Below are 19476 nucleotides of genomic sequence, written 5' to 3'. Positions count from 1 at the left end.
AAAGCATGAAGCATTCAAAAATTATTCTTCTACTTGTAGTCACGTTCATCGTGATTGCAGGTTTAATTTTCTTTTTAAAGCCAGATCATGTTGCTGCATCTACGCAAGATGGTGCCTCAACAAAAATAAAGTCATCTGTTCAGGATGTTTCAACGTTTCCGAGAGAAAACCTGAATCTTTCAAAAGCAGAGTTGGAAAAGGTTGTAAAAGAAACAGTCTTATTTCATGAAATACAAGATGATGAATTGAGAGTAAACAGTGCGCTACCATTGTCCAAAAGTGGTAAAGGAATGGCAGTTCGTTACAATCAAAACATTATTGAAACTAAAAAGGTTGGAGACGTTGTTAAGTTTCAAATGCTTGAATATGGGATAAATCGTAGTGGCGAGATTGTTGAAATTGAAAAAGTGGATGATGATATTTTACGTTGGCACGGACGCTTCCAGCAAGGAAGTCCTGAACGAAATTTCTTTACCATAACTCAAAGTCAAAAAGATCAGTATACGATTATTCAGATATACAGTGACAAAGGAAACTATACCGCTGAAATCAAAAATGGTCAGGGTGTTGTGCTGAGTATGGACGAGGGTGTTGAGGATCATGAGTTACATGCGCATGATCATGATCACTAAGTTTCAGCAGATAACTCTGCACGTATTATGACTTCGGTATGACGTTTGAAATCTGCTTCATTGAGACCATTGAGTCCTAGTTTATAAATCCCTTCGAGTCCGCACACAAATGCAATCAAACGCCAAGCAATGTCTTGGCTGTTTGATTCAAATTTAAACTCGCCTTGAGCTTTGCCTTGATCAATCATTTTAACAATTGATTTATGCCAATCTTGCATCGCAATGTTATAGGCATTTTTTATCTCTTGATCTTGATCAATTAAAACTTCTGCTTCATTCCAAAGCCGAAGGTACGGTTGAATCTGTTCGATATTTTCACAACCAAGTAGTAAAGATAAGCGCTGTAACGAATTCACGGTATCGACTTGATTTTCAATTTCATCGAGTTGTTGCATGAGTTTGATAAAAGCTTCAGCCTTTAAATGCGAATTCGATGAAAAGTGATGATGAACTTGCCCAGTAGACGTTTGTGCCTCAGTTGCAATACGTCGAACAGTCATTGCTGAAAATCCTTCGTCCAAAGCAACCTGCATCGCTGCCTGCAAAATCATTTCACGACGTTGTTCTCGATTTAAATAAGCCATTTTTCCAAACCTGATGAGCTGTTTCACAACCAGCAACAAATTAACTTAAATTTTAAAATTGGACAAGTGTTCAATTTTGATTATAATAGCACCAACTTGAACACCTGTCCAAATTTAGAGGCATTTATGTCACGCAAGTGGTTAATTCTTGCAATCGTTGTATTGATCTATCTCCCAGTTTCGATTGATGCAACCGTTTTACATGTCGCGACACCTACATTGAGTGAGTCGCTTTCTTTATCAGCAAATGAACTGCTATGGATTATTGATATCTATTCATTGGTCATGGCTGGACTTATTTTACCGATGGGTGCACTGGGTGATCGCATTGGTTATAAGCGCTTGATGATTATTGGTGGAATTTTATTTGGTCTTGCATCATTAGCAGCAGCATTTTCCTCAACCGCATGGGCGTTGATTGGTTCACGTGCTCTGTTGGCTGTCGGTGCGGCAATGATTTTGCCTGCAACTTTATCTGCAGTTCGGAATACTTTCCTCGATGAAAAACAACGTAACTTCGCGTTGGGTATTTGGGCGACTGTAGGCGGTGGCGGAGCAGCTTTTGGTCCATTGGTTGGTGGTTTTTTACTGGAGCACTTTCATTGGGGCGCAGTATTCTTGATCAATGTGCCGATTGTGTTGTTCGTTTTGGTATTGGCTGCTTATGTCGTGCCTAAGCAAACAGGGCAACCAAAGCAAAGTCTGAACTTATTACAAGCCCTTGTTCTCGTGGTCGCAATCCTGAGTATGATTTATGCGATTAAATCTGCCATGCATGGAGGTTCAATTGGGGCAATTTTAATCTTTGTCGTCGGCTTGGGTTTATTGATTGGCTTCGTTCGTAAACAATTAACATCAACTTCGCCGATGATTGATATTCAGTTGTTTAAGCATCCTGTGATTGCCACAGGTGTGGTGATGGCGATTGTTTCAATGATGGCTTTAGTTGGGTTTGAGTTGCTCATTTCCCAAGAGCTTCAGTTCGTCTATCAACTTTCACCACTCGCAGCAGGCGCGTTTATTTTACCATTCATGGTTGCGATCAGTCTGGGGGGGCCAATCGCAAGTCTACTGGTAAATCGCTATGGTTTACGATCAGTTGCATCTTTTGGGATGTTGATGAGTGCGGTAAGCTTATGGGGATTGGCAAATACTGATTTTATGCAAGCTCAAATACAAGCGTGGGCTTGGATGGTGGTATTAGGTCTGAGTGTAGAAATTGCTTTACTTGCCTCAACCTCTGCGATTATGTCTTCGGTTCCGCCAAGCAAGGCGACAGCAGCAGGTGCGATTGAAGGAATGGCGTATGAACTAGGTGCTGGTTTGGGTATCGCATTTTTCGGGTTGATGCTTTCGTGGTTCTATGCCAATTCGATCGTGATACCAAGCAATTTACCTCATCATTTGTTAGAACAAACCAGCAGTTCTATTGGCGAGGCGATTCAAGCCAGTAAACAACTACAGCCAGTGGTGGCTGAAAGCGTCATTCAGGCGGCGAAACAAGCTTTTAGCCAATCACATCGCTCGGTCTTGACTGTTGCTGCATTCCTTTTCTTGGTACTCACCATATTTATTTGGTTCGCTTTGCCGAAAAGAGTAGTCACAGTTGAAGGATAGGTTTTATTCCCCTCATTCAAATCAAGCATTTGGATGAGGGGATATTTGAAAACTATGTTGCTCGTGTTTTATTTATGCAGTGAGCATTTTCTTTGATTGGGTTGTTGTTAGCTCGGATACAAGTTTTTCAATTTTTTGCTTTGCACTAAGTATCGAGTCCTCATGTCTTTTGTCTCCAAATTCCTGATATTCAGAGCGAATTTCGAAGAATTGATCCACACCTAAATAATGACTGAGTACTTTGATGTGGGTGCCAAGATGATTCATGTGCTCCCTGATTCCTCCTTCACCAAAACCAAATTCTCCACATGAACTGAGTAAAATTAAAGTCTTATTTGAAAATATCGGTTCAAGCGGGAAGTCACCTCTGGCTAAGTCAAAAGTAAAGGTTTTATTGATTCTTATCACCTGATCAAACCATGCTTTTAGTGCAGCAGGCATACCGTAATTATACATTGGGGTGGTGATCAAGATGATATCTGCTCTTGCAACTTCATCAATATATTGATCAGATTCAATTAACGCTGCTTTTTGTGCATCCGTTCTTTTTTGCTCAGGCGTAAATACCGCTTCAAGCCATAGTTGTGAAATAAAATTTGGGGTGTGATCTCCGATATCTCGATAAATGACTGGATCATCAGATTGTTGCTTTTTCCAATGTTTTATTAAATGTTGTCCCAACATTTTAGAAAGAGAACTATGTTTTTCACCTTCGCCGTAAAATGAACGGACGCTGGCATCAATATGCAGTAGGGTAGTCATTTGAAATTTACTCAATCTTATAGAACAGACTTTAAAGTTTGATGATTTGTATAAGCGCTGACAAATGACATTATTTTTGTATAAGATGAGTTTTTCTCATCTTAAGAAATGGGGGCAGAAATGCTGAAGCGATTACCCTCACTGAATAGTATAAAAGTGTTTGAAGCAACTGCACGCTTAAAAAGTTTTAAAGCGGCTGCTCAAGAATTAAATGTATCGCCCACAGCAGTTTCACATCAAATCAGTGAACTGGAAAAAGAGTTGGAAATAAAGCTATTTGTACGTGGATTTAGAGCTGTAACGTTAACCGAAGCAGGTGAAAAGCTCGCAACGGTCAGTACAAAAATGATCTCAGAATTAAAACAAATTTTGTCTGAATTAACAGCTAGTGCTAAGAAAATCACCATTAGCACCACAAATGCTTTTGCAGCAATGTGGTTGGTGCCACGACTAAATGACTTTAAAAATTTACATCCCGATATTGATATACAAATTAAAGCGGATGATCAGATGGTCGATATAAATCATGATTTAAGTATTGATATGGCGATTCGTTACGGTGTAGCTGACCTTAAAAATTCTCATGTTGTCGCACTTGTAAAAGACACTTTTGGTTTATTTGCAACTCAACAATATTGGGCGAATCTCACAGATCAATCTCAAATGAGACTGTTTATGACTCAGTGGAAAAATGCAGATTTGTTAAAACATGATCACGCTGATTTCTTATCACAATTATTGGGACAAGAATATCCCAAGCCTGATTTTTTTGAGGATGAAAATCAGGTCATTCAGGCTGCTTTGGCAGGGTTAGGGGTTGCAGTGGTCAGTAAAATATTAGTACAGCAATCTGTTGCACAGGGTTGGCTATGTGAAAATGACTCAAGCCAACTTGCTTGGGAAAGTCCGTTCAGCTATTACACCATGCTGCCTAAGCGACATGTAGACCACAAGGGGCTACAGACTTTTCAACAATGGCTTAAGCAGCAGTTTATTGGCGTTTAAGGCAAATTAATTCCACGTTCACGCAAAATTTTACACAGTTGAATCATCGGTAAGCCCATCAACGTGGTTTGGTCATCACCGATCATTTTCTCAAATAGGCTGATTCCCAAGCGTTCGCATTTAAAACTACCTGCACAATGCAAGGGCTGATCTATTTCAATATAACGCTCGATTTCAGCAAGTGTGAGTGCTCGAAATTTTACTTGGTAATGTTCAACCAGTGTGGTTTCAAAGCCTGATTGTGCATGTTGAACACTTAAAGCGGTACTAAAGAAGACCGTTCTACCTGAGTTGGCTTGTAATTGTTGAATTGCATTTTCAACGGTTAAAGGTTTACCAATAAAGTCATAAGGTGCATGTTCACGCCAAGCCACTTGATCAGAACCGATCACAATGGCATGGGGATGTTGTGCAGCAATAACACTTGCCTTTTCATAAGCCAAACGTTTGGCCAGATCATCAGCATGCATTTCACCATTTTCCGACTCATCGATATCAGGTGAAATGCAATGATATTTCAGACCTAAACGATCCATCAAATCTTTGCGTGTTTGGCTGCTTGAAGCCAAAATAAGCTCAAACTGGTTCATTACACTGCGTATTCCACAAGGATATTGAGCGGAACATAGTGCAGCACTGCATTATGGCAGGCATTCAGTTTGATCGGTGGCGCTTGACCTGCTTCATAGGCTTCTACCCAGCGTGTCACACAGATACACCAGAAATCACCAGGTTTGAGACCAGGGAAACTCATTTCTGGCAAAGGTGTGATGAGATCATTGCCGACTTTTTGGGAAAAATTTAAAAATTCAGAGGTCATTTGCACGCACATGGTGTGCTGACCTAAATCGGTAGTAGATGTGTGGCAGAAACCATTACGGAAGTACCCCGTAATTGGGTCATAACAACAACTGGCTAAAGGTTCGCCAAGTACGTTTAAACGATTAATTTTAGGATCTGGATGAATAGACATAATAATAAAAAGATATAAAGACGAGAGTTATCATAATCAAAAGTGAGGCTTTCGACAGCTTTTCTACAAAAAAAACTCACCTTTATTTTTGAGAATCATTTAAAATTGTGCCGTTTTTAAAATCAATTAGAGAGCCATCCATGAATTTCCAGCGCATGACTGACCTTGATTTAGCAGGTAAACGTGTTCTTATTCGTGAAGACTTAAACGTTCCTGTAAAAAGTGGGGAAATCACCAGCGATGCACGTCTACGTGCAGCGTTGCCGACCATCAAAGCTGCTTTAGAAAAAGGCGCAGCGGTTATGGTGTTTTCTCACCTTGGTCGTCCTGTAGAGGGTGAGCCAAAACCTGAACAATCGCTTGCGCCAGTCGCTGCTTATTTAAGCAAAGCTTTAGGTCAAGACGTTAAATTATTGACTGACTATTTAGATGGCGTTGAAGTTGAAGCGGGCCAAGTTGTATTACTTGAAAACGTTCGTTTCAACCATGGCGAAAAGAAAAATAACGAAGAACTTGCAAAGAAATATGCTGCACTTTGTGATGTTTTCGTGATGGATGCATTTGGTACAGCACATCGCGCAGAAGCTTCTACTGAAGGCGCTGCTCGTTTTGCTCAAGTTGCTGCCGCTGGTCCTTTATTGGCTGCTGAGTTGGATGCTTTGGGTCGTGCTATGCAAACACCTGAAAAGCCAATGGTGGCAATTGTCGCAGGTTCTAAAGTCTCAACTAAACTTGATGTATTAAATTCATTATCAACGCTTTGTGATCAATTAATCGTTGGTGGTGGTATTGCAAATACATTTTTAGCTGCTGCTGGTTTCAATGTGGGTAAATCACTGTATGAAGCTGACTTGATTGAAACTGCGAAGCAAATTGCTGCAAAGGTAAGTGTTCCATTACCGACCGATGTTGTGGTTGCTGATGCAAGTCAAATCAACTTTGATGATTTCTTGGGTTCTTTGGCAAATGCTCAAGCGGTCGTGAAAAAAGTTGAAGATGTGACTGACACTGACATGATTTTGGATGTCGGTCCTGAAACTGCAAAAGTTTTTGCTGAAATCTTGAAATCTTCAAAAACCATTCTTTGGAATGGCCCTGTGGGTGTCTTCGAGGTTGATCAATTTGGCGAAGGTACAAAAGCACTTTCACTTGCAATCGCAGAGTCAGCAGGTTTCTCAATCGCGGGTGGTGGTGACACACTTGCTGCAATTGATAAATATGCAGTGGCAGATCAAATTGGTTATATCTCAACAGGTGGTGGTGCATTCTTGGAGTTTGTAGAAGGCAAAACTTTACCTGCTGTAGCTGTATTAATTGAGCGTGCTCAATAAAGTTCTAATCTTTTGATTTATAACAAAAGATGAAAGAGGAGAGTCGATGTAAATCGGCTCTTTTGCTTTTTTATTGTATTGTGGTCATAAAAGTGTCACATTGTTGACATATCATTGTCATCAAACTAACCAGTAATGATGGGAAGCTGCAATGAATTTTAAACTAACACTTATTGCTTTAATGATCGCACCAGTAATGGTATTGACTGCTTGCGCAAAGAAAGAAGAAGCAAAAACTGCTGAAGACCAAGAACAAGCAACTTCAGTTGTATCAACAGAGACGACTTCTGCTCAACAAGCTGCTATCGATGCAATTGATAAACCAATCATGGATGAGCACAATACTGATGTTGTTGAAGATGCTGATACAGAAGTTGCAGCAAGTGAACTTCAATAAGCTTTAACAGATACCAAAGCCGATGCATATGCATCGGCTTTTTTGTATTATTTAGTTCGCCTTGCAGTAAAAGGTTAGTGTGGTTTGATAGTCATCGTCTTTAGATAAAGATGCTTTGGTACCTGTCATCGAGCCAAGCACACCTGCGGCAGCTTCTACCATTCTGCCAGTTTGTTCATCTACGACACCTTTTAACACGCCCTGATAAACCACTTTTTCATCCACCACAACAGCCGAGGTATTACGAGTACAGGTCTTCTGTGCAGCACTAATCGCATTGTTTTTAGAAATGAGACTGGTCTTGCCAATACCTGTCACTTCATATTGATTATTTTCTTTTTGAATGGCCAATGTACTGGTTGGAGTAGATGCACATGCTGTTAATCCAAGCGCTAAACCACCGATTAAACTAATAACTAAATTTTTTTTCATTGCTTTTTCTCTAGTGATGAACATCATCTGATTATTGAAACATATAATGTTTAATTACTTTCGCAGCTTGTGTACAGTTTGTTGTGACACTTGGTAAGGGAAATTATCACATCTTAATCTCTAGCTCATGATGTTATTTACAGTGATGAAATTCGTTCATGAATATTAAACAAGCCTCAATTAGACGTAGTGAAAATTATTCAGATTATGCTAATCTAGCAAAATCCTTGCCTTAGTTAGATTCATGTCAATGACGGACTCAAATATAGAGACAATTCATCAAAATATTCATCAACGTCAATCTATTGGGCAGTTAATTGAACCAGCACCGAATACTGAGCAACTCGAAAAAGCAATTCAAGCTGCATTAACAGCGCCTGATCATCATCGTTTAAAACCGACGAGGTTCGTGGTCATCACGGCTGAGCATCGAGCTGCTTTTGGCGAACATTTGGCCAAGGCTTTAGCTGATTTAGGTGAAACAGATCCAACTCATTTGGAGCGTGCAAAACATCATCCGTTTCGCGCACCGATGTTGGTTTTAGCGTTAACAACACTTCAAGATCATCCTAAGGTTCCACATTTTGAGCAAATCCTCAGTACAGGTGCTGCGATTCAGAACCTGTTGTTGTCTTTGCAGGCACAAGGCTTTGCAAGTATGTGGCGTTCTGGTGCCGTGGTTGAGTCTGATTGGCTTAAGCGTCAATTAGGATTACAAGCGCAAGATTTGATTTCAGGTATTATTTATATTGGTACGGCTGCTAAAGTCATTGCACCACGTGCAGAAATAGAGAGTCAGAATTTTGTAAAAATATGGCAATCGACCTAATCTTATTTTTGAATGATTAAACAAAGAAATTAGTTTCAGGATAAAAAATGGCAGAGTTAAAATTTAGCGATTTAGTTGAACCCGTTGCAGTGGATCAAAAAACGGCATTAAGAATTACAGTACTCGGTGGTGGTAGCTTCGGTACCGCAATGGCTAATTTAGCTGCACGCAATGGTTGCGATACCATGATATGGATTCGTGATGCAGCCGTCGCTGAAGAAATCAATCAAACGCATGTCAATAAACGCTATTTACCTGATTACACTTTAGAACCGACTTTACGCGCAGTCGCAGATTTAGAGCTGGCTGTTCGTGATCGCGATATTATCTTAGTGGCGATTCCAAGCCATTCATTTCGCGATGTACTTAAGCAAATCGCACCCTTTATCAGCGCGCAAGCGGTTGTTTCACTGACGAAAGGGATTGAAGCAAAAACTTTTAGTTTCATGAGTGAAATCATTCGGGAAGAATTGCCGGAAGTTCCTTATGGTGTTTTGTCTGGTCCAAACTTAGCCAAAGAAATTATGGCAAGTATGCCATCTGGTACGGTGATTGCGAGTGAATCAGAATTGGTACGCTATGCAGTACAACATGCATTACATAGCGCATTATTTCGTGTATTCGGCAGTGATGATGTGCATGGTGTTGAACTTGGTGGCGCGCTCAAAAATATTTATGCGGTTGCAATGGGGATGGGTGCTGCTTATAACATTGGTGAAAATACCAAGAGTATGATTTTAACGCGGGCTTTGGCCGAAATGAGTCGTTTCGCCGTAGAGCAAGGTGCAAATCCACTCACTTTCTTAGGCTTATCTGGTGTCGGTGATTTATTTGCGACCTGTAACAGTCCATTAAGCCGTAATTATCAAATTGGTTTCGCCTTGGGTTCTGGCAAAACACTTGATCAAGCGACTAAAGAGTTGGGTCAAACGGCAGAAGGGATTAATACCATTGTTCAAGTTCGTACTAAAGCTGCCGAACTAGATGTGTATATGCCGATTACCAATGCTTTATATGAAGTTATTTTTGAAAATGCACCACCAATGACGATTGCTTTGTCTTTAATGAAAAATGGTCATCGTAGTGATGTTGAATTTGTTTTACCACACCATGAAGTTTGAACATTTTTCCCAAGCTCCCTCTAAATCCTTCTTCGATCAAGAAGAGGGGGCTTCCTATGAATTTAACGATTGGTTAGGATTTGTGGGAGTTTCTGCTCTTAAAGGAGTGGGCTTGGGAGAGAAGAGGAATAAATTTATTAAATTGTCATCAATGATGGTTAATATAGCGATATAAAAAATAAGGTTATGTTATGCAACTTACATTAGTCCGCCACGGTGAAGCGTCTCCAGCAATCAATGGAAATGATATGCAACGTCCCTTAACAGCGCGAGGTCATCAACAAGCTAAACAGACTGGGCTTTTCCTAAAAGATATGATTCAACCTGAGATTTTTGTGGTGAGTCCATTATTACGTGCACAAGAAACTTTGGAACATATCAAGGCTCATTTTGCAGGAATCCCAGTTTTAATTTGCGATAAGATTAAACCAGATGATGATGCGAAAGGTGCAATTGAGTGGCTATCAAAACTGCCGTATGAATCAATTGCTGTGGTTTGTCATATGAATGTCATTGCGCATATTGCTGAGCAATTAACACTTGAAAGTTTTCAACCATTTGCATTGGCTGAAGCGCGGATTTATGATCAAGCTGTTATCGCCAATGGTTTATCTACGCAAAAGAATAGTTTTATTCCAACGATATAACGGACATTCCCGCAATAGAATAAGAGTACTAAACACGTATGTTGTATATATGGATGCCCGAAACCAACGGAACATGGTATTGGTCGACTGGGGAAAATTGGTTGCAGGCAAATAGTCTTGAACTATTGATTCAAGACTTGCAAGCGCATAGTGGAAAAGAAGCGGTTATTTATTTCCCAAGCCGAAATGCTCAAATGTTGCAGCAACCGATGACAAAGACGCATTACAAGCAATTAGGTCCAGAGGGCGTCAAGTATCTATTGGAAGAGTATGTGACTTTGCCGATTGATCACATGAAAGTCGTGCATCATTTTCATCAGGATCAATTGAATATTTTAGGGGTTGCTCAATCAACAATTGAAACTTGGCAGCATGCCTTAAGTTTATTGCCAATTGAAATAGTTGCTTTTTTACCAGACTTTTTGATTTTGCCTGAACCAGAAGCCAACCCTGAAAATAATCAGGTGGTGCTGGTCAATCTTTATGATCATTTGCTGGTCAGAGAAAATGCTTGGTTAGGCAACTCAGTCGATGATTTAGGGTTGTTTTTAGAATTCCAGCCAACTGAAACACAGTATCAATTTGCAAATTTAAATACCAATCAGCTAGATCAATTAGCAAGTGTTTCAAGTCGAGAGCAGCGTACTGAATTTAGTTACCAATTCCATCAAATCCCAAGAGCCAAGCAACATCCTTTCAATGTATTCCCAAAAGCTAAAAATACGGATATTCAATGGTCAGGTTACTGGAAAGCCGCTGCTGTTGTTTTCATGGCCGTGATTTTTGTCCAGTTGGGCTATGATGCATTACGTTGGTCAAAGCTTAAAAAGGTCGCTGATCAGACCGCACTACAAGCTGTGGATCAATACAAGTATTGGTTTGGCGAAAACAGTCGTGTGACTGAGCAAAATATTAAAAGCCAGTTTGAAAGCCAGTTGCGTATGAGTCGACTTGGAGATGCACAAGCACTCTCACTACTGAGTCGTGTTGGGCCTATTTTGATGCAAAATCAGATTGTGGCTCAACAGATGAGTTTTGATGCATCTGTATTGTCGATGGCTCTGAAAGCCAACTCAGCCAATGCTTTGCAAACATTGGTGCAGCAACTCAATCAACAGGGTTTTCAAGCTGAATTAGGCAATGTTCAAGCGGACAGTGTCGGTGCGATTGGGACGGTAAAAATAAAATAATGAAAGTATTAACGCAAATACAAAATTACTTCGATCAGAAAGCAGAAGCTTTAGATCAGTATTTACAAACTTTATCGGCACGTGAACGCATCATGGTGATTTTTACGACTATTTTTGTCGTTGTGGTGGTCATTGGTGCAGCTGTATGGAAAATGCATAGTTTGGCCGATCAGCAACAAAAACGGGTGAATGAATTAAAAGATTTAACCGTGTGGATGCAGAGTAATGCTGCAACCATGAAACCTGCAAATGATCTTGAACTTTCCGCCGCAGATAAGATCCAACGCACGGCACAACAACAAGGACTTGCTGTTTCATCACAACCGAGTGGCGAGCAGATTCAAATTGTTGCTGAACATAAAAATTATGCTGTACTGGCAAACTTTTTGATGCAACTGTCGCAAATGGGACTGAGTGTGGTAAAAATGGAAATGGTCTCTAACAATAACCAGATCAAATTAACTGCAACGGTACAATAACAACGCATGCGTGCTTGAAATATCGGCAGAACCTAAAATAACTCTATGCTAAGCATGGTGTTTTGTTGAGCCTGTGCCTATAATATGGGTACTTGAAAATCAGTAGACTGTGATTGGTATGTTATATTCATTGGCGCGCCCTTTGTTGTTTACCTTAGCACCTGAACGTGCGCATGAACTCACACTCTCCATGCTCGGTAAAGCCCAAAAATTCGGTTTAATGCATCAAAAAGTCCCAGCAAAACCAGTGACCTGTATGGGGATCGAGTTTCCAAATCCTGTTGGTCTCGCTGCTGGTTTAGATAAAAATGGTGCACATATTGATGCTTTAGCCGCATTGGGTTTTGGTTTTATCGAAATTGGTACCATTACACCGCGCCCACAAGAAGGCAATCCACAACCTCGTTTATTTCGTATCCCTCAAGCAAAAGCAATTATTAACCGTATGGGGTTCAATAACGATGGGGTCGATCAACTGATTGAAAATGTAAAAGCAGCAAACTTCAAAGGTGTTTTAGGCATCAATATCGGAAAAAATGCGGATACGCCTGTCGAGGATGCTGTCTCTGATTATTTGATTTGTCTAGAAAAAGTCTATAATTACGCTTCTTATATTACCGTTAATATTTCATCACCAAATACTAAAAATTTACGTAGTTTACAAAGTGGTGATGCACTTACAGAATTGTTAAAAACTTTGAAAGATCGTCAACTTGAACTTTCACAACAATATAATCATTATGTTCCTTTAGTACTGAAAGTTGCACCAGACTTAACCCCAGAAGACATTGATTTTATTGCAGCGCAATTGTTGAAATTTAAGATCGATGGTTTGATTGTGACTAATACCACCTTAGGCCGTGAAGGGGTAGAAAATCTACCATATGGCGATGAATCAGGTGGTTTATCTGGCGCACCAGTATTTGAAAAAAGTACAGAATGCTTACGTCAGTTCTCTACAGTCTTGAAAGGACAAATTCCGTTAATTGGGGTCGGTGGTATTTTATCTGGCGACCAAGCTGTAGCCAAACAGCAGGCAGGCGCAAGCTTAATTCAAATTTATAGCGGGCTGATTTATACCGGTCCAGTGCTTGTAAAAGATTGTGTAAACGCGATGACATTGTGAAATGAACACGCTTGATATCATTATTCTGATCATCTTGCTCATTGGAGGGCTGAACGGTTTGCGTCAAGGATTTATAAAAGCCTTTGCGAACTTGGTCGGATGGATATTCGCTTTGATCGTCGGAGCAAAGTACGCTGTCGTATTGGCACCTGCTATGAGCAGTCTAAGCCAAGATCCTGTTGTGCAAAAAATTGCAGCGTTTGCTTTTATCGTACTGATCATCGTGGTGTGTACGTGGATCGTTTCAGCCCTGTTGAATGGACTCTTGAAAACTTTAAAATTGGGCCCATTAAATCGTTTAGCAGGCGGTGCTTTTGGTTCATTAAAAGGACTGTTAATCGTCTTGGTTACCATGCAAGGCCTAGGACCTTGGGTTGAGAGTTCACCACACTGGAAACAGTCGAAATTTGTACAAATTCTATTACCTTATGCGCCTTTGGCTACTGAGTTATCCAAAGATGCTGCAAATCAAGCTTTAAACCAAATGACTTCCGAAGGTGCGTTATTACATCGCCCTTCAATTGACATGAATGAATCAGAACGTGCTTCAGCCGATCATCGCGCTGATCATTCGACGAAAAATCCGTTTTATTAATCGCTAGCTTGTTGCGAGGTTGCTATGTGTGGAGTAGTTGGGATTGCCGGTAAATCGCCAGTAAACCAAATGTTATTTGATGCCTTGACGATGTTGCAACATCGAGGACAGGATGCAGCAGGAATCGTAACTTGCGATCAAGGGCGTTTATTTCTCCGCAAAGATAACGGTATGGTACGTGATGTATTCCATACTCGTCACATGCGTGCTTTACTTGGAAACTATGGCATTGGACACGTTCGTTATCCAACTGCTGGTTCATCAAGTAGCGCTGAAGCTCAACCATTTTATGTGAACTCTCCTTACGGTATTACGCTTGCGCACAATGGTAATTTAACCAATGCCGCAGAAATTCATGATGATCTGTTTAAAACAGATTTACGTCATATGAATACGGATTCGGATTCGGAAGTTTTGCTTAACGTATTTGCCCATGAGTTGCAGAAATGTGGCACATTGAACCCAACACCTGAGGACATGTTTCATACCGTTTCTCGTGTGCATGAGCGTTGTAAAGGTGCTTATGGTGTGGTTGCAATGGTCACTGGTCATGGTTTAGTCGGCTTTCGTGATCCAAACGGGATTCGTCCTTTGATCTATGGTTCACGAGAAACCACACAAGGCACCGAATATATTATTGCTTCGGAGTCTGTGGCGATTACCGCGCTTGGTTTTAAAATTGAGCGTGATATTGAGCCAGGCGAAGCCATCTTTATCAATTCAGAAGGTGAACTATTCACCAAGCAATGTGCAGTAAATCCAGAATATCGTCCATGTATTTTTGAATACGTCTATTTTGCACGTCCAGATGCAATTATTGATGGCATTTCTGTTTATAAAGCTCGTTTGAAAATGGGTGAAAAACTAGCATATAAGATTCTAAAAGAATGGAGTGAGGAACACGATATTGATGTTGTGATTCCAATTCCTGATACCAGTCGTACTTCTGCATTGGAGTTGGCAAATATTCTTGGTGTGAAATTCCGTGAAGGTTTTATGAAAAACCGTTATATCGGACGTACCTTTATTATGCCAGGTCAGCAACAACGTAAAAAATCAGTTCGCCAAAAACTCAATCCTGTCGAACTTGAGTTCAAGGACAAGAATGTTTTATTGGTGGATGACTCGATTGTACGTGGTACAACGTGTAATGAAATCATTCAAATGGCACGTGACTCAGGCGCGAAAAAAGTTTTCTTTGCTTCTGCTGCGCCTATGGTGAAATATCCAAATGTGTACGGTATTGATATGCCAGCGAAATCAGAATTAATCGCTTCAGAACGTACTGTAGAGGAAATTCGTGAAATTATTGGTGCTGATCGCTTAGTTTTTCAAGATTTAGAAGATTTGAAAGATGCTGTTCGTACCAGTAAAGTGCCTGATTTAACAGAGTTTGACTGCTCTGTATTCGATGGTGTTTACGTTGCTGGTGGAATCGACAAGGCTTATCTAGCTGATCTTGAACAAAAGCGTAATGATACAGCGAAGAAGCAAGCCGATGGCTATATTGACGTAAACATCGATGCTGCTTCAGTTGATTTAACTGGCATCAAAGAAGAGTAACGTACTGCATTTATAGAAAAGCGGGAAATTCCCGCTTTTTTATTCTATGATGGTGGCTACGAAACATCCTAATATAAACAATGTAATCAGGAAATTTTACATTGAAAGAAATGAGCCATTATTTAATTGAAAATAAAAGCATCGTATGGTCAATGAGTTTTTGTTGGCTCGCGATGTTATTGACCGTCTTTATTCTCAATTTAATTTTGGGTCTGGTGGTTCATTTCTTTGATTATACGCAGCTCATTTGGTGGCATGCGCTTAGCCCGTATTTTATTGCTTTATTGATTTTCGTCATGTTGTGGTCTGTCGGTGCGGAACTTTATGTATTACGTGAAGGCGGACATTCACTTGCGAAGCAGCTAAAAGCTCGACGTTTAGTGTTTGATGAAAGCACCCCAGAAGAAAACACGGCATTAAAAGTTGTAGAGCAAGTCGCAAATAGCTTTGCAATTGATACTCCAGCCGTTTACGTATTGCCTGATGAAGTTGGTGTGAATGCACTAACGGCAGGTTTTAAATCTCAAGATATTGTGATTATTTTGACTTGGGGCGCATTGCAGAATCTAGATGAACTAGAGCTATATGGTTTACTGAGTTATGAGTTTAATCAAATTTTATCGGGTGAGGCGGTTGAAAATACCAAGCTTAAAATTCTCTACAGCGGCTTAACCACATTTAGTCAGTGGGGCAGTAAATTAGCACAGGCTGGCTATAGTCCTTATGCAACTAAACGTCGTAATAAGTTTGAAACGATTTTTGTTGCGATTGGTGGTGTGATTTGGCTAATCGGTAGTTTAGGTATCCTTATTACACGCTTTATTAAATATCTAACCTTGAGTGGTCGAACCTTTCGTAATGATTTGAAAACCATGCATTTGATGAATAATAATGCCAATATTCAAACGCTATTGCGTATCTATGTACATCACTCAGGCTCGCAAATTCACAGTGCATATTCTGAATCGATTTCGCATATGTGCTTTGCCAACTCACTCAGCCCACAAAGTTGGATGAATATTCATCCAAGTATTAAAGAGCGGATCTATGAGCTAAACCCAACATTATTGCAAGATTTACAATTAGAAAATCTTAGAAAGTTGCGCAGTCGCCCGTTATTTAGTTTGTTCCGCTCATTGGAAGAAGAAATTACTGATGTCTCGACACCGTGGAGCTCACCTCAGCCATTACCTTTGCTGCGCTTGTCTCCAATCAGTTTTGCATTGAATGATGCGATTAAGCCACTCAATCCTGAAGTGCGTAAGCATAAGAAGCGCCCTGAATTGATTCAAAGGGCAATGCAGACGGCAACTGGCTCACGAGAGCTTATGGTGGCGATTTTAATGATTCGCCAATACCGCGAGTTTATTCCACAAGATGCACCAGTAAGTCATGCCATAGTTGATGCTTTGTTAAATTTAGATGGTCGAATTCATGTCCAAATCTTCCATGATGCGTGTAAAAATATTGGTCACATGCCGACCAGTATCGCACGTCAGTTTTTAACGAAATTAGCGTCGATTATACAAGCGGATGGTGAAGTGGGGTTGCTAGATGCTTTGCTCCTAGAGCGCGTGAAGCATGAGTTAAACTTGATGCCAGCACATCTACCAGCAGCATTTGAAGACGTGAAGTCTCAGATCGTTCATTTGATCGATGCTTTATTGCATGTACAACAAATTAATAGTCCAAATCAACTCGAAGTACGCGAGCGCATTTTAAGATTTCTTTTAACTGAAGATGAAATGCAAAGGTATGCGGACATTTCAGATGAGCCACTTGATCTTGCTGAAATTTTAAATGATGTGTCTGGGCTGCTGTTACGTGATCGTCTCAATATCTTAGCCATTGCTGAGCGGTGTTTGTGGAGTGACCGGATCATTACGCAAGATGAGCTAGATGTTTTAGAATTGTTATATTGGCGTTTGGGCTTTGAGACTAAAGAAGTTGTTGAACAAATGCAGAAGAAAAATAGTTTGATGATTATTTAAGATAAATTTTGCATGCGTCCATGTTCTTTTGAGCATGCCTTTGATCGGTAGCGTATAAAAATTGCAGTGTGCAATGCTAGAATTCCTAAACCCTTTAAGCCGCTTTTATCATTCATTGCACCCGCTTTGTATTTCTTCTATGGGGAGAAACAAAAGGTATTTATGAAAGAATTCTATGGTTTAAATTTTTATATTTTTAAATTGGTTCAATAGCAATATGACAATAGTGAAACTAAATGCCCGAGATTTAATTATTGATTTACTTTTAGGTTCGCAAGGCCGTGAGATTTCGATTAAACAAATTATTATTGCTGCTAAATTGTTTGAAATTAGTGAGAATAGTATTCGTGTTGCTGTAACTCGTCTATCGGGTGAAGGCGTGATCGAAGCCATTGAGCGTGGCGTGTACCAGTTTACAGCCCAATCACATGAGTGGGCAGATGTCATGTTGAATCGTAAGCGCGGTATTAAGCGTACTAAAGTCTGGAATCACCAATATCTTGCGGTGTTTACTGGTGAATTAGGACGGGTTGACCGTACTGCATTGAATCGTCGAGAAAGAGCATTAAAACATTTTGGTTTTAAGGAACTAGAACAAGGTATTTATATTCGTCCGGATAATCTCGCGATTTCATTCGCAGATATTGTCTCAGCATTACAAGCGACTGGTTTAGAGAGCAGCGCCAAGATTTGTCAGATTAATCATTTTGACCCAGCAACTTTGGTCAGTATTCCTAAATTATGGCCGACACAGACACTGAATCAAAATTATGAGAAATATAGTCAGATGATTCAAGACTGGTTACTGACGGTCAACCAGTTGGACTTGGATGATGCAACGAGAGAATCTCTATTGTTGGGTCGCCAGACCATTTCCTTGTTAATGAATGATCCATTATTACCCGAAGATTTTGTTGATGTCGAACTTCGGGATCAGTTTGCATCCAGTGTTCAGCAACTCGATCAAACGGGGTTAGCACTATGGGCCAAGTTTTATGAGGAAAGTGCGGTATAAGTATCGATTTTGATATTACAAAATATATCCTTTAAATTTATTGACAGAAATATTACATGATTTAAAATAAAATTATAATTTACGTATTTATGAAAATAAAATAAATAGGCAGGATAGCGAAATGAATACACGTGTCGCAATGAGCGATTTATTCAGTAGGGAAGAAATCACGGCACTCACAGCCAAATCGGATGTACATGGTGGTTGGGCGGTATTGTCAACTTGGGCAGTCATCGGTGGAACGTTTGCCGCTGTCGCGACCTCTTGGGAATATTTGCCTGCTTGGGGCAAATTATTAATGTGTGTCGCTGCGTTGGTGGTTTTGGCGGGTCGACAATTGGCATTGGCTATCTTAATGCATGATGCTTCACATCAAAGTTTATTTAAAACTAAATGGCTGAATGACACCGCGACAGATTGGTTATGTGCACGCCCAATTTGGAATGATCTACATAAGTACCGCGCGCATCACATGCGTCATCACAGTAAAACCTCAACAGTCGATGATCCTGATGTATCACTCGTTGCAGGCTTTCCAACCTCGAAAAAATCTTTGATGCGCAAATTTATCCGTGATTTATCTGGTGTTACGGGTTTTAAATTTGCGGTTGGGCGAGTGTTGATGGATATTGAGAAAATGCAATGGACGGTTTCGAATGATCGTCGCTGGATTTCTCAGGAAGGGCGACATTGGTCTGATTATCCAAAGACCTTTTTAAAAAACAGTGCAGGGGCGATTGCAACTAACACCGCTATGTTTTCTGCATTGTGGGCGGCAGGTCATCCTAAACTGTATGCGCTTTGGGTTTTGGCTTATTTAACCCCGTTTCCATTGTTTTTACGTGTTCGCTCTATGGCAGAACATGCCGGTATGCCAACGAGCAACAGCGCTTTAACCAATACCCGCACCACACAAGCAGGTTTTATCGCACGAGCTTTAGTCGCACCCATTCATGTCAATTATCATAAAGAACATCATTTGATGGCGACAGTTCCTTATTTTAAACTGCCAAAAATGCATCAAATGTTACGTGAGCGTGGCCATGTAACTGAACCGCCAACCTATTGGCAAGTGCTAAATGAACTTTCTAATCGTGTAGATTGAAATTGCATTAAGCTCTAAGAATAGGTGAGGTCTGTATGCTCTACGCCATGCGTATATATAAATGACAGATAAGACCTCACTG

21 protein-coding genes are annotated in these 19476 nt (G+C 40.3%); 16 read left to right on the top strand and 5 right to left on the bottom strand.

Features of this window, described 5'->3' with window-relative positions:
• Positions 1–5: 5 nt before the first annotated feature.
• Positions 6–632 (top strand): metalloprotease secretion chaperone CpaB, encoded by a 627-nt coding sequence (cpaB, locus tag J2Y37_RS06340; RefSeq protein ID WP_349032262.1) that lies wholly within the window; start codon positions 6–8, stop codon positions 630–632.
• On the opposite strand, the gene J2Y37_RS06335 is transcribed toward cpaB, so the two are convergent.
• The gene (locus J2Y37_RS06335) at positions 629–1216 is read right to left on the bottom strand and encodes a TetR family transcriptional regulator (RefSeq protein ID WP_349032261.1); all 588 of its coding nucleotides are present in this window, start codon (positions 1214–1216) and stop codon (positions 629–631) included. The genes cpaB and J2Y37_RS06335 overlap by 4 nt on opposite strands.
• 126 nt (positions 1217–1342) lie before the next feature.
• On the opposite strand from J2Y37_RS06335, the gene J2Y37_RS06330 reads away from it, so the two are divergent.
• A complete protein-coding gene (locus J2Y37_RS06330) occupies positions 1343–2833 on the top strand; it encodes an MFS transporter (protein WP_349032260.1) in 1491 nt (496 codons plus the stop codon).
• Positions 2834–2905: 72 nt separating this feature from the next.
• On the opposite strand, the gene J2Y37_RS06325 is transcribed toward J2Y37_RS06330, so the two are convergent.
• The gene (locus J2Y37_RS06325; RefSeq protein ID WP_349032259.1) at positions 2906–3595 is read right to left on the bottom strand and encodes an NAD(P)H-dependent oxidoreductase; all 690 of its coding nucleotides are present in this window, start codon (positions 3593–3595) and stop codon (positions 2906–2908) included.
• A gap of 120 nt (positions 3596–3715) precedes the next feature.
• Between J2Y37_RS06325 and J2Y37_RS06320 the strand changes: the two genes are divergently transcribed.
• A complete protein-coding gene (locus J2Y37_RS06320) occupies positions 3716–4600 on the top strand; it encodes a LysR family transcriptional regulator (protein WP_349032258.1) in 885 nt (294 codons plus the stop codon).
• Here J2Y37_RS06320 and J2Y37_RS06315 read toward each other — a convergent pair.
• Both J2Y37_RS06315 and J2Y37_RS06310 read right to left on the bottom strand, forming a co-directional pair.
• A complete protein-coding gene (locus J2Y37_RS06315; RefSeq protein WP_349032257.1) occupies positions 4597–5190 on the bottom strand; it encodes a Maf family protein in 594 nt (197 codons plus the stop codon). The genes J2Y37_RS06320 and J2Y37_RS06315 overlap by 4 nt on opposite strands.
• Positions 5190–5573: a DUF2237 domain-containing protein gene (locus tag J2Y37_RS06310; protein ID WP_004671539.1), complete on the bottom strand. Its 384-nt coding sequence runs from the start codon at positions 5571–5573 to the stop codon at positions 5190–5192. The genes J2Y37_RS06315 and J2Y37_RS06310 overlap by 1 nt, the downstream gene beginning before the upstream one ends.
• Before the next feature lie 140 nt (positions 5574–5713).
• On the opposite strand from J2Y37_RS06310, the gene J2Y37_RS06305 reads away from it, so the two are divergent.
• Both J2Y37_RS06305 and J2Y37_RS06300 read left to right on the top strand, forming a co-directional pair.
• Entirely contained in the window at positions 5714–6904 is a 1191-nt protein-coding gene (locus J2Y37_RS06305; RefSeq protein WP_349032256.1) for a phosphoglycerate kinase, read from the top strand.
• A gap of 151 nt (positions 6905–7055) precedes the next feature.
• Positions 7056–7301, top strand: a complete 246-nt coding sequence (locus J2Y37_RS06300; protein WP_004671537.1) for a hypothetical protein — start codon at positions 7056–7058, stop codon at positions 7299–7301.
• Positions 7302–7352: 51 nt separating this feature from the next.
• Here the strand turns inward: J2Y37_RS06300 and J2Y37_RS06295 are convergent, their stop codons facing one another.
• Positions 7353–7733, bottom strand: a complete 381-nt coding sequence (locus J2Y37_RS06295) for a hypothetical protein (protein WP_349032255.1) — start codon at positions 7731–7733, stop codon at positions 7353–7355.
• A gap of 250 nt (positions 7734–7983) precedes the next feature.
• Between J2Y37_RS06295 and J2Y37_RS06290 the strand changes: the two genes are divergently transcribed.
• The 11 genes from J2Y37_RS06290 (at position 7984) to J2Y37_RS06240 (ending at position 19394) form a co-directional block, all read left to right on the top strand.
• Positions 7984–8562: a nitroreductase gene (locus J2Y37_RS06290; RefSeq protein WP_349032254.1), complete on the top strand. Its 579-nt coding sequence runs from the start codon at positions 7984–7986 to the stop codon at positions 8560–8562.
• Between the two features lie 47 nt (positions 8563–8609).
• Positions 8610–9683, top strand: a complete 1074-nt coding sequence (locus J2Y37_RS06285) for an NAD(P)H-dependent glycerol-3-phosphate dehydrogenase (RefSeq protein ID WP_004671532.1) — start codon at positions 8610–8612, stop codon at positions 9681–9683.
• 191 nt (positions 9684–9874) lie between these two features.
• On the top strand, positions 9875–10330 hold the full coding sequence (locus tag J2Y37_RS06280) for a phosphoglycerate mutase family protein (protein ID WP_349032253.1): 456 nt from the start codon (positions 9875–9877) through the stop codon (positions 10328–10330).
• 53 nt (positions 10331–10383) lie between these two features.
• Complete coding sequence (gene gspL / locus J2Y37_RS06275; protein WP_349032252.1) at positions 10384–11520, top strand: type II secretion system protein GspL; 1137 nt, start codon at positions 10384–10386, stop codon at positions 11518–11520.
• A complete protein-coding gene (gspM, locus tag J2Y37_RS06270) occupies positions 11520–11999 on the top strand; it encodes a type II secretion system protein GspM (protein ID WP_349032251.1) in 480 nt (159 codons plus the stop codon). The genes gspL and gspM overlap by 1 nt, the downstream gene beginning before the upstream one ends.
• 118 nt (positions 12000–12117) lie before the next feature.
• Positions 12118–13125 (top strand): quinone-dependent dihydroorotate dehydrogenase, encoded by a 1008-nt coding sequence (locus J2Y37_RS06265; RefSeq protein ID WP_349032250.1) that lies wholly within the window; start codon positions 12118–12120, stop codon positions 13123–13125.
• Between the two features lies 1 nt (position 13126).
• The gene (locus J2Y37_RS06260; RefSeq protein ID WP_005197305.1) at positions 13127–13720 is read left to right on the top strand and encodes a CvpA family protein; all 594 of its coding nucleotides are present in this window, start codon (positions 13127–13129) and stop codon (positions 13718–13720) included.
• Positions 13721–13744: 24 nt separating this feature from the next.
• Positions 13745–15283, top strand: a complete 1539-nt coding sequence (purF, locus tag J2Y37_RS06255; protein ID WP_004671521.1) for an amidophosphoribosyltransferase — start codon at positions 13745–13747, stop codon at positions 15281–15283.
• A 110-nt stretch (positions 15284–15393) separates the two neighbouring features.
• On the top strand, positions 15394–17274 hold the full coding sequence (locus J2Y37_RS06250) for a hypothetical protein (RefSeq protein ID WP_349032249.1): 1881 nt from the start codon (positions 15394–15396) through the stop codon (positions 17272–17274).
• 217 nt (positions 17275–17491) lie between these two features.
• Positions 17492–18289 (top strand): PaaX family transcriptional regulator C-terminal domain-containing protein, encoded by a 798-nt coding sequence (locus J2Y37_RS06245; protein WP_005197301.1) that lies wholly within the window; start codon positions 17492–17494, stop codon positions 18287–18289.
• A 121-nt stretch (positions 18290–18410) separates the two neighbouring features.
• Positions 18411–19394, top strand: a complete 984-nt coding sequence (locus J2Y37_RS06240) for a fatty acid desaturase family protein (protein ID WP_349032248.1) — start codon at positions 18411–18413, stop codon at positions 19392–19394.
• The last annotated feature ends 82 nt before the right edge of the window (positions 19395–19476 follow it).

This window comes from Acinetobacter sp. 3657 (assembly GCF_031456775.1).
Classification (GTDB): domain Bacteria; phylum Pseudomonadota; class Gammaproteobacteria; order Pseudomonadales; family Moraxellaceae; genus Acinetobacter.
This window is presented reverse-complemented; position numbering and strand designations above follow the sequence as displayed.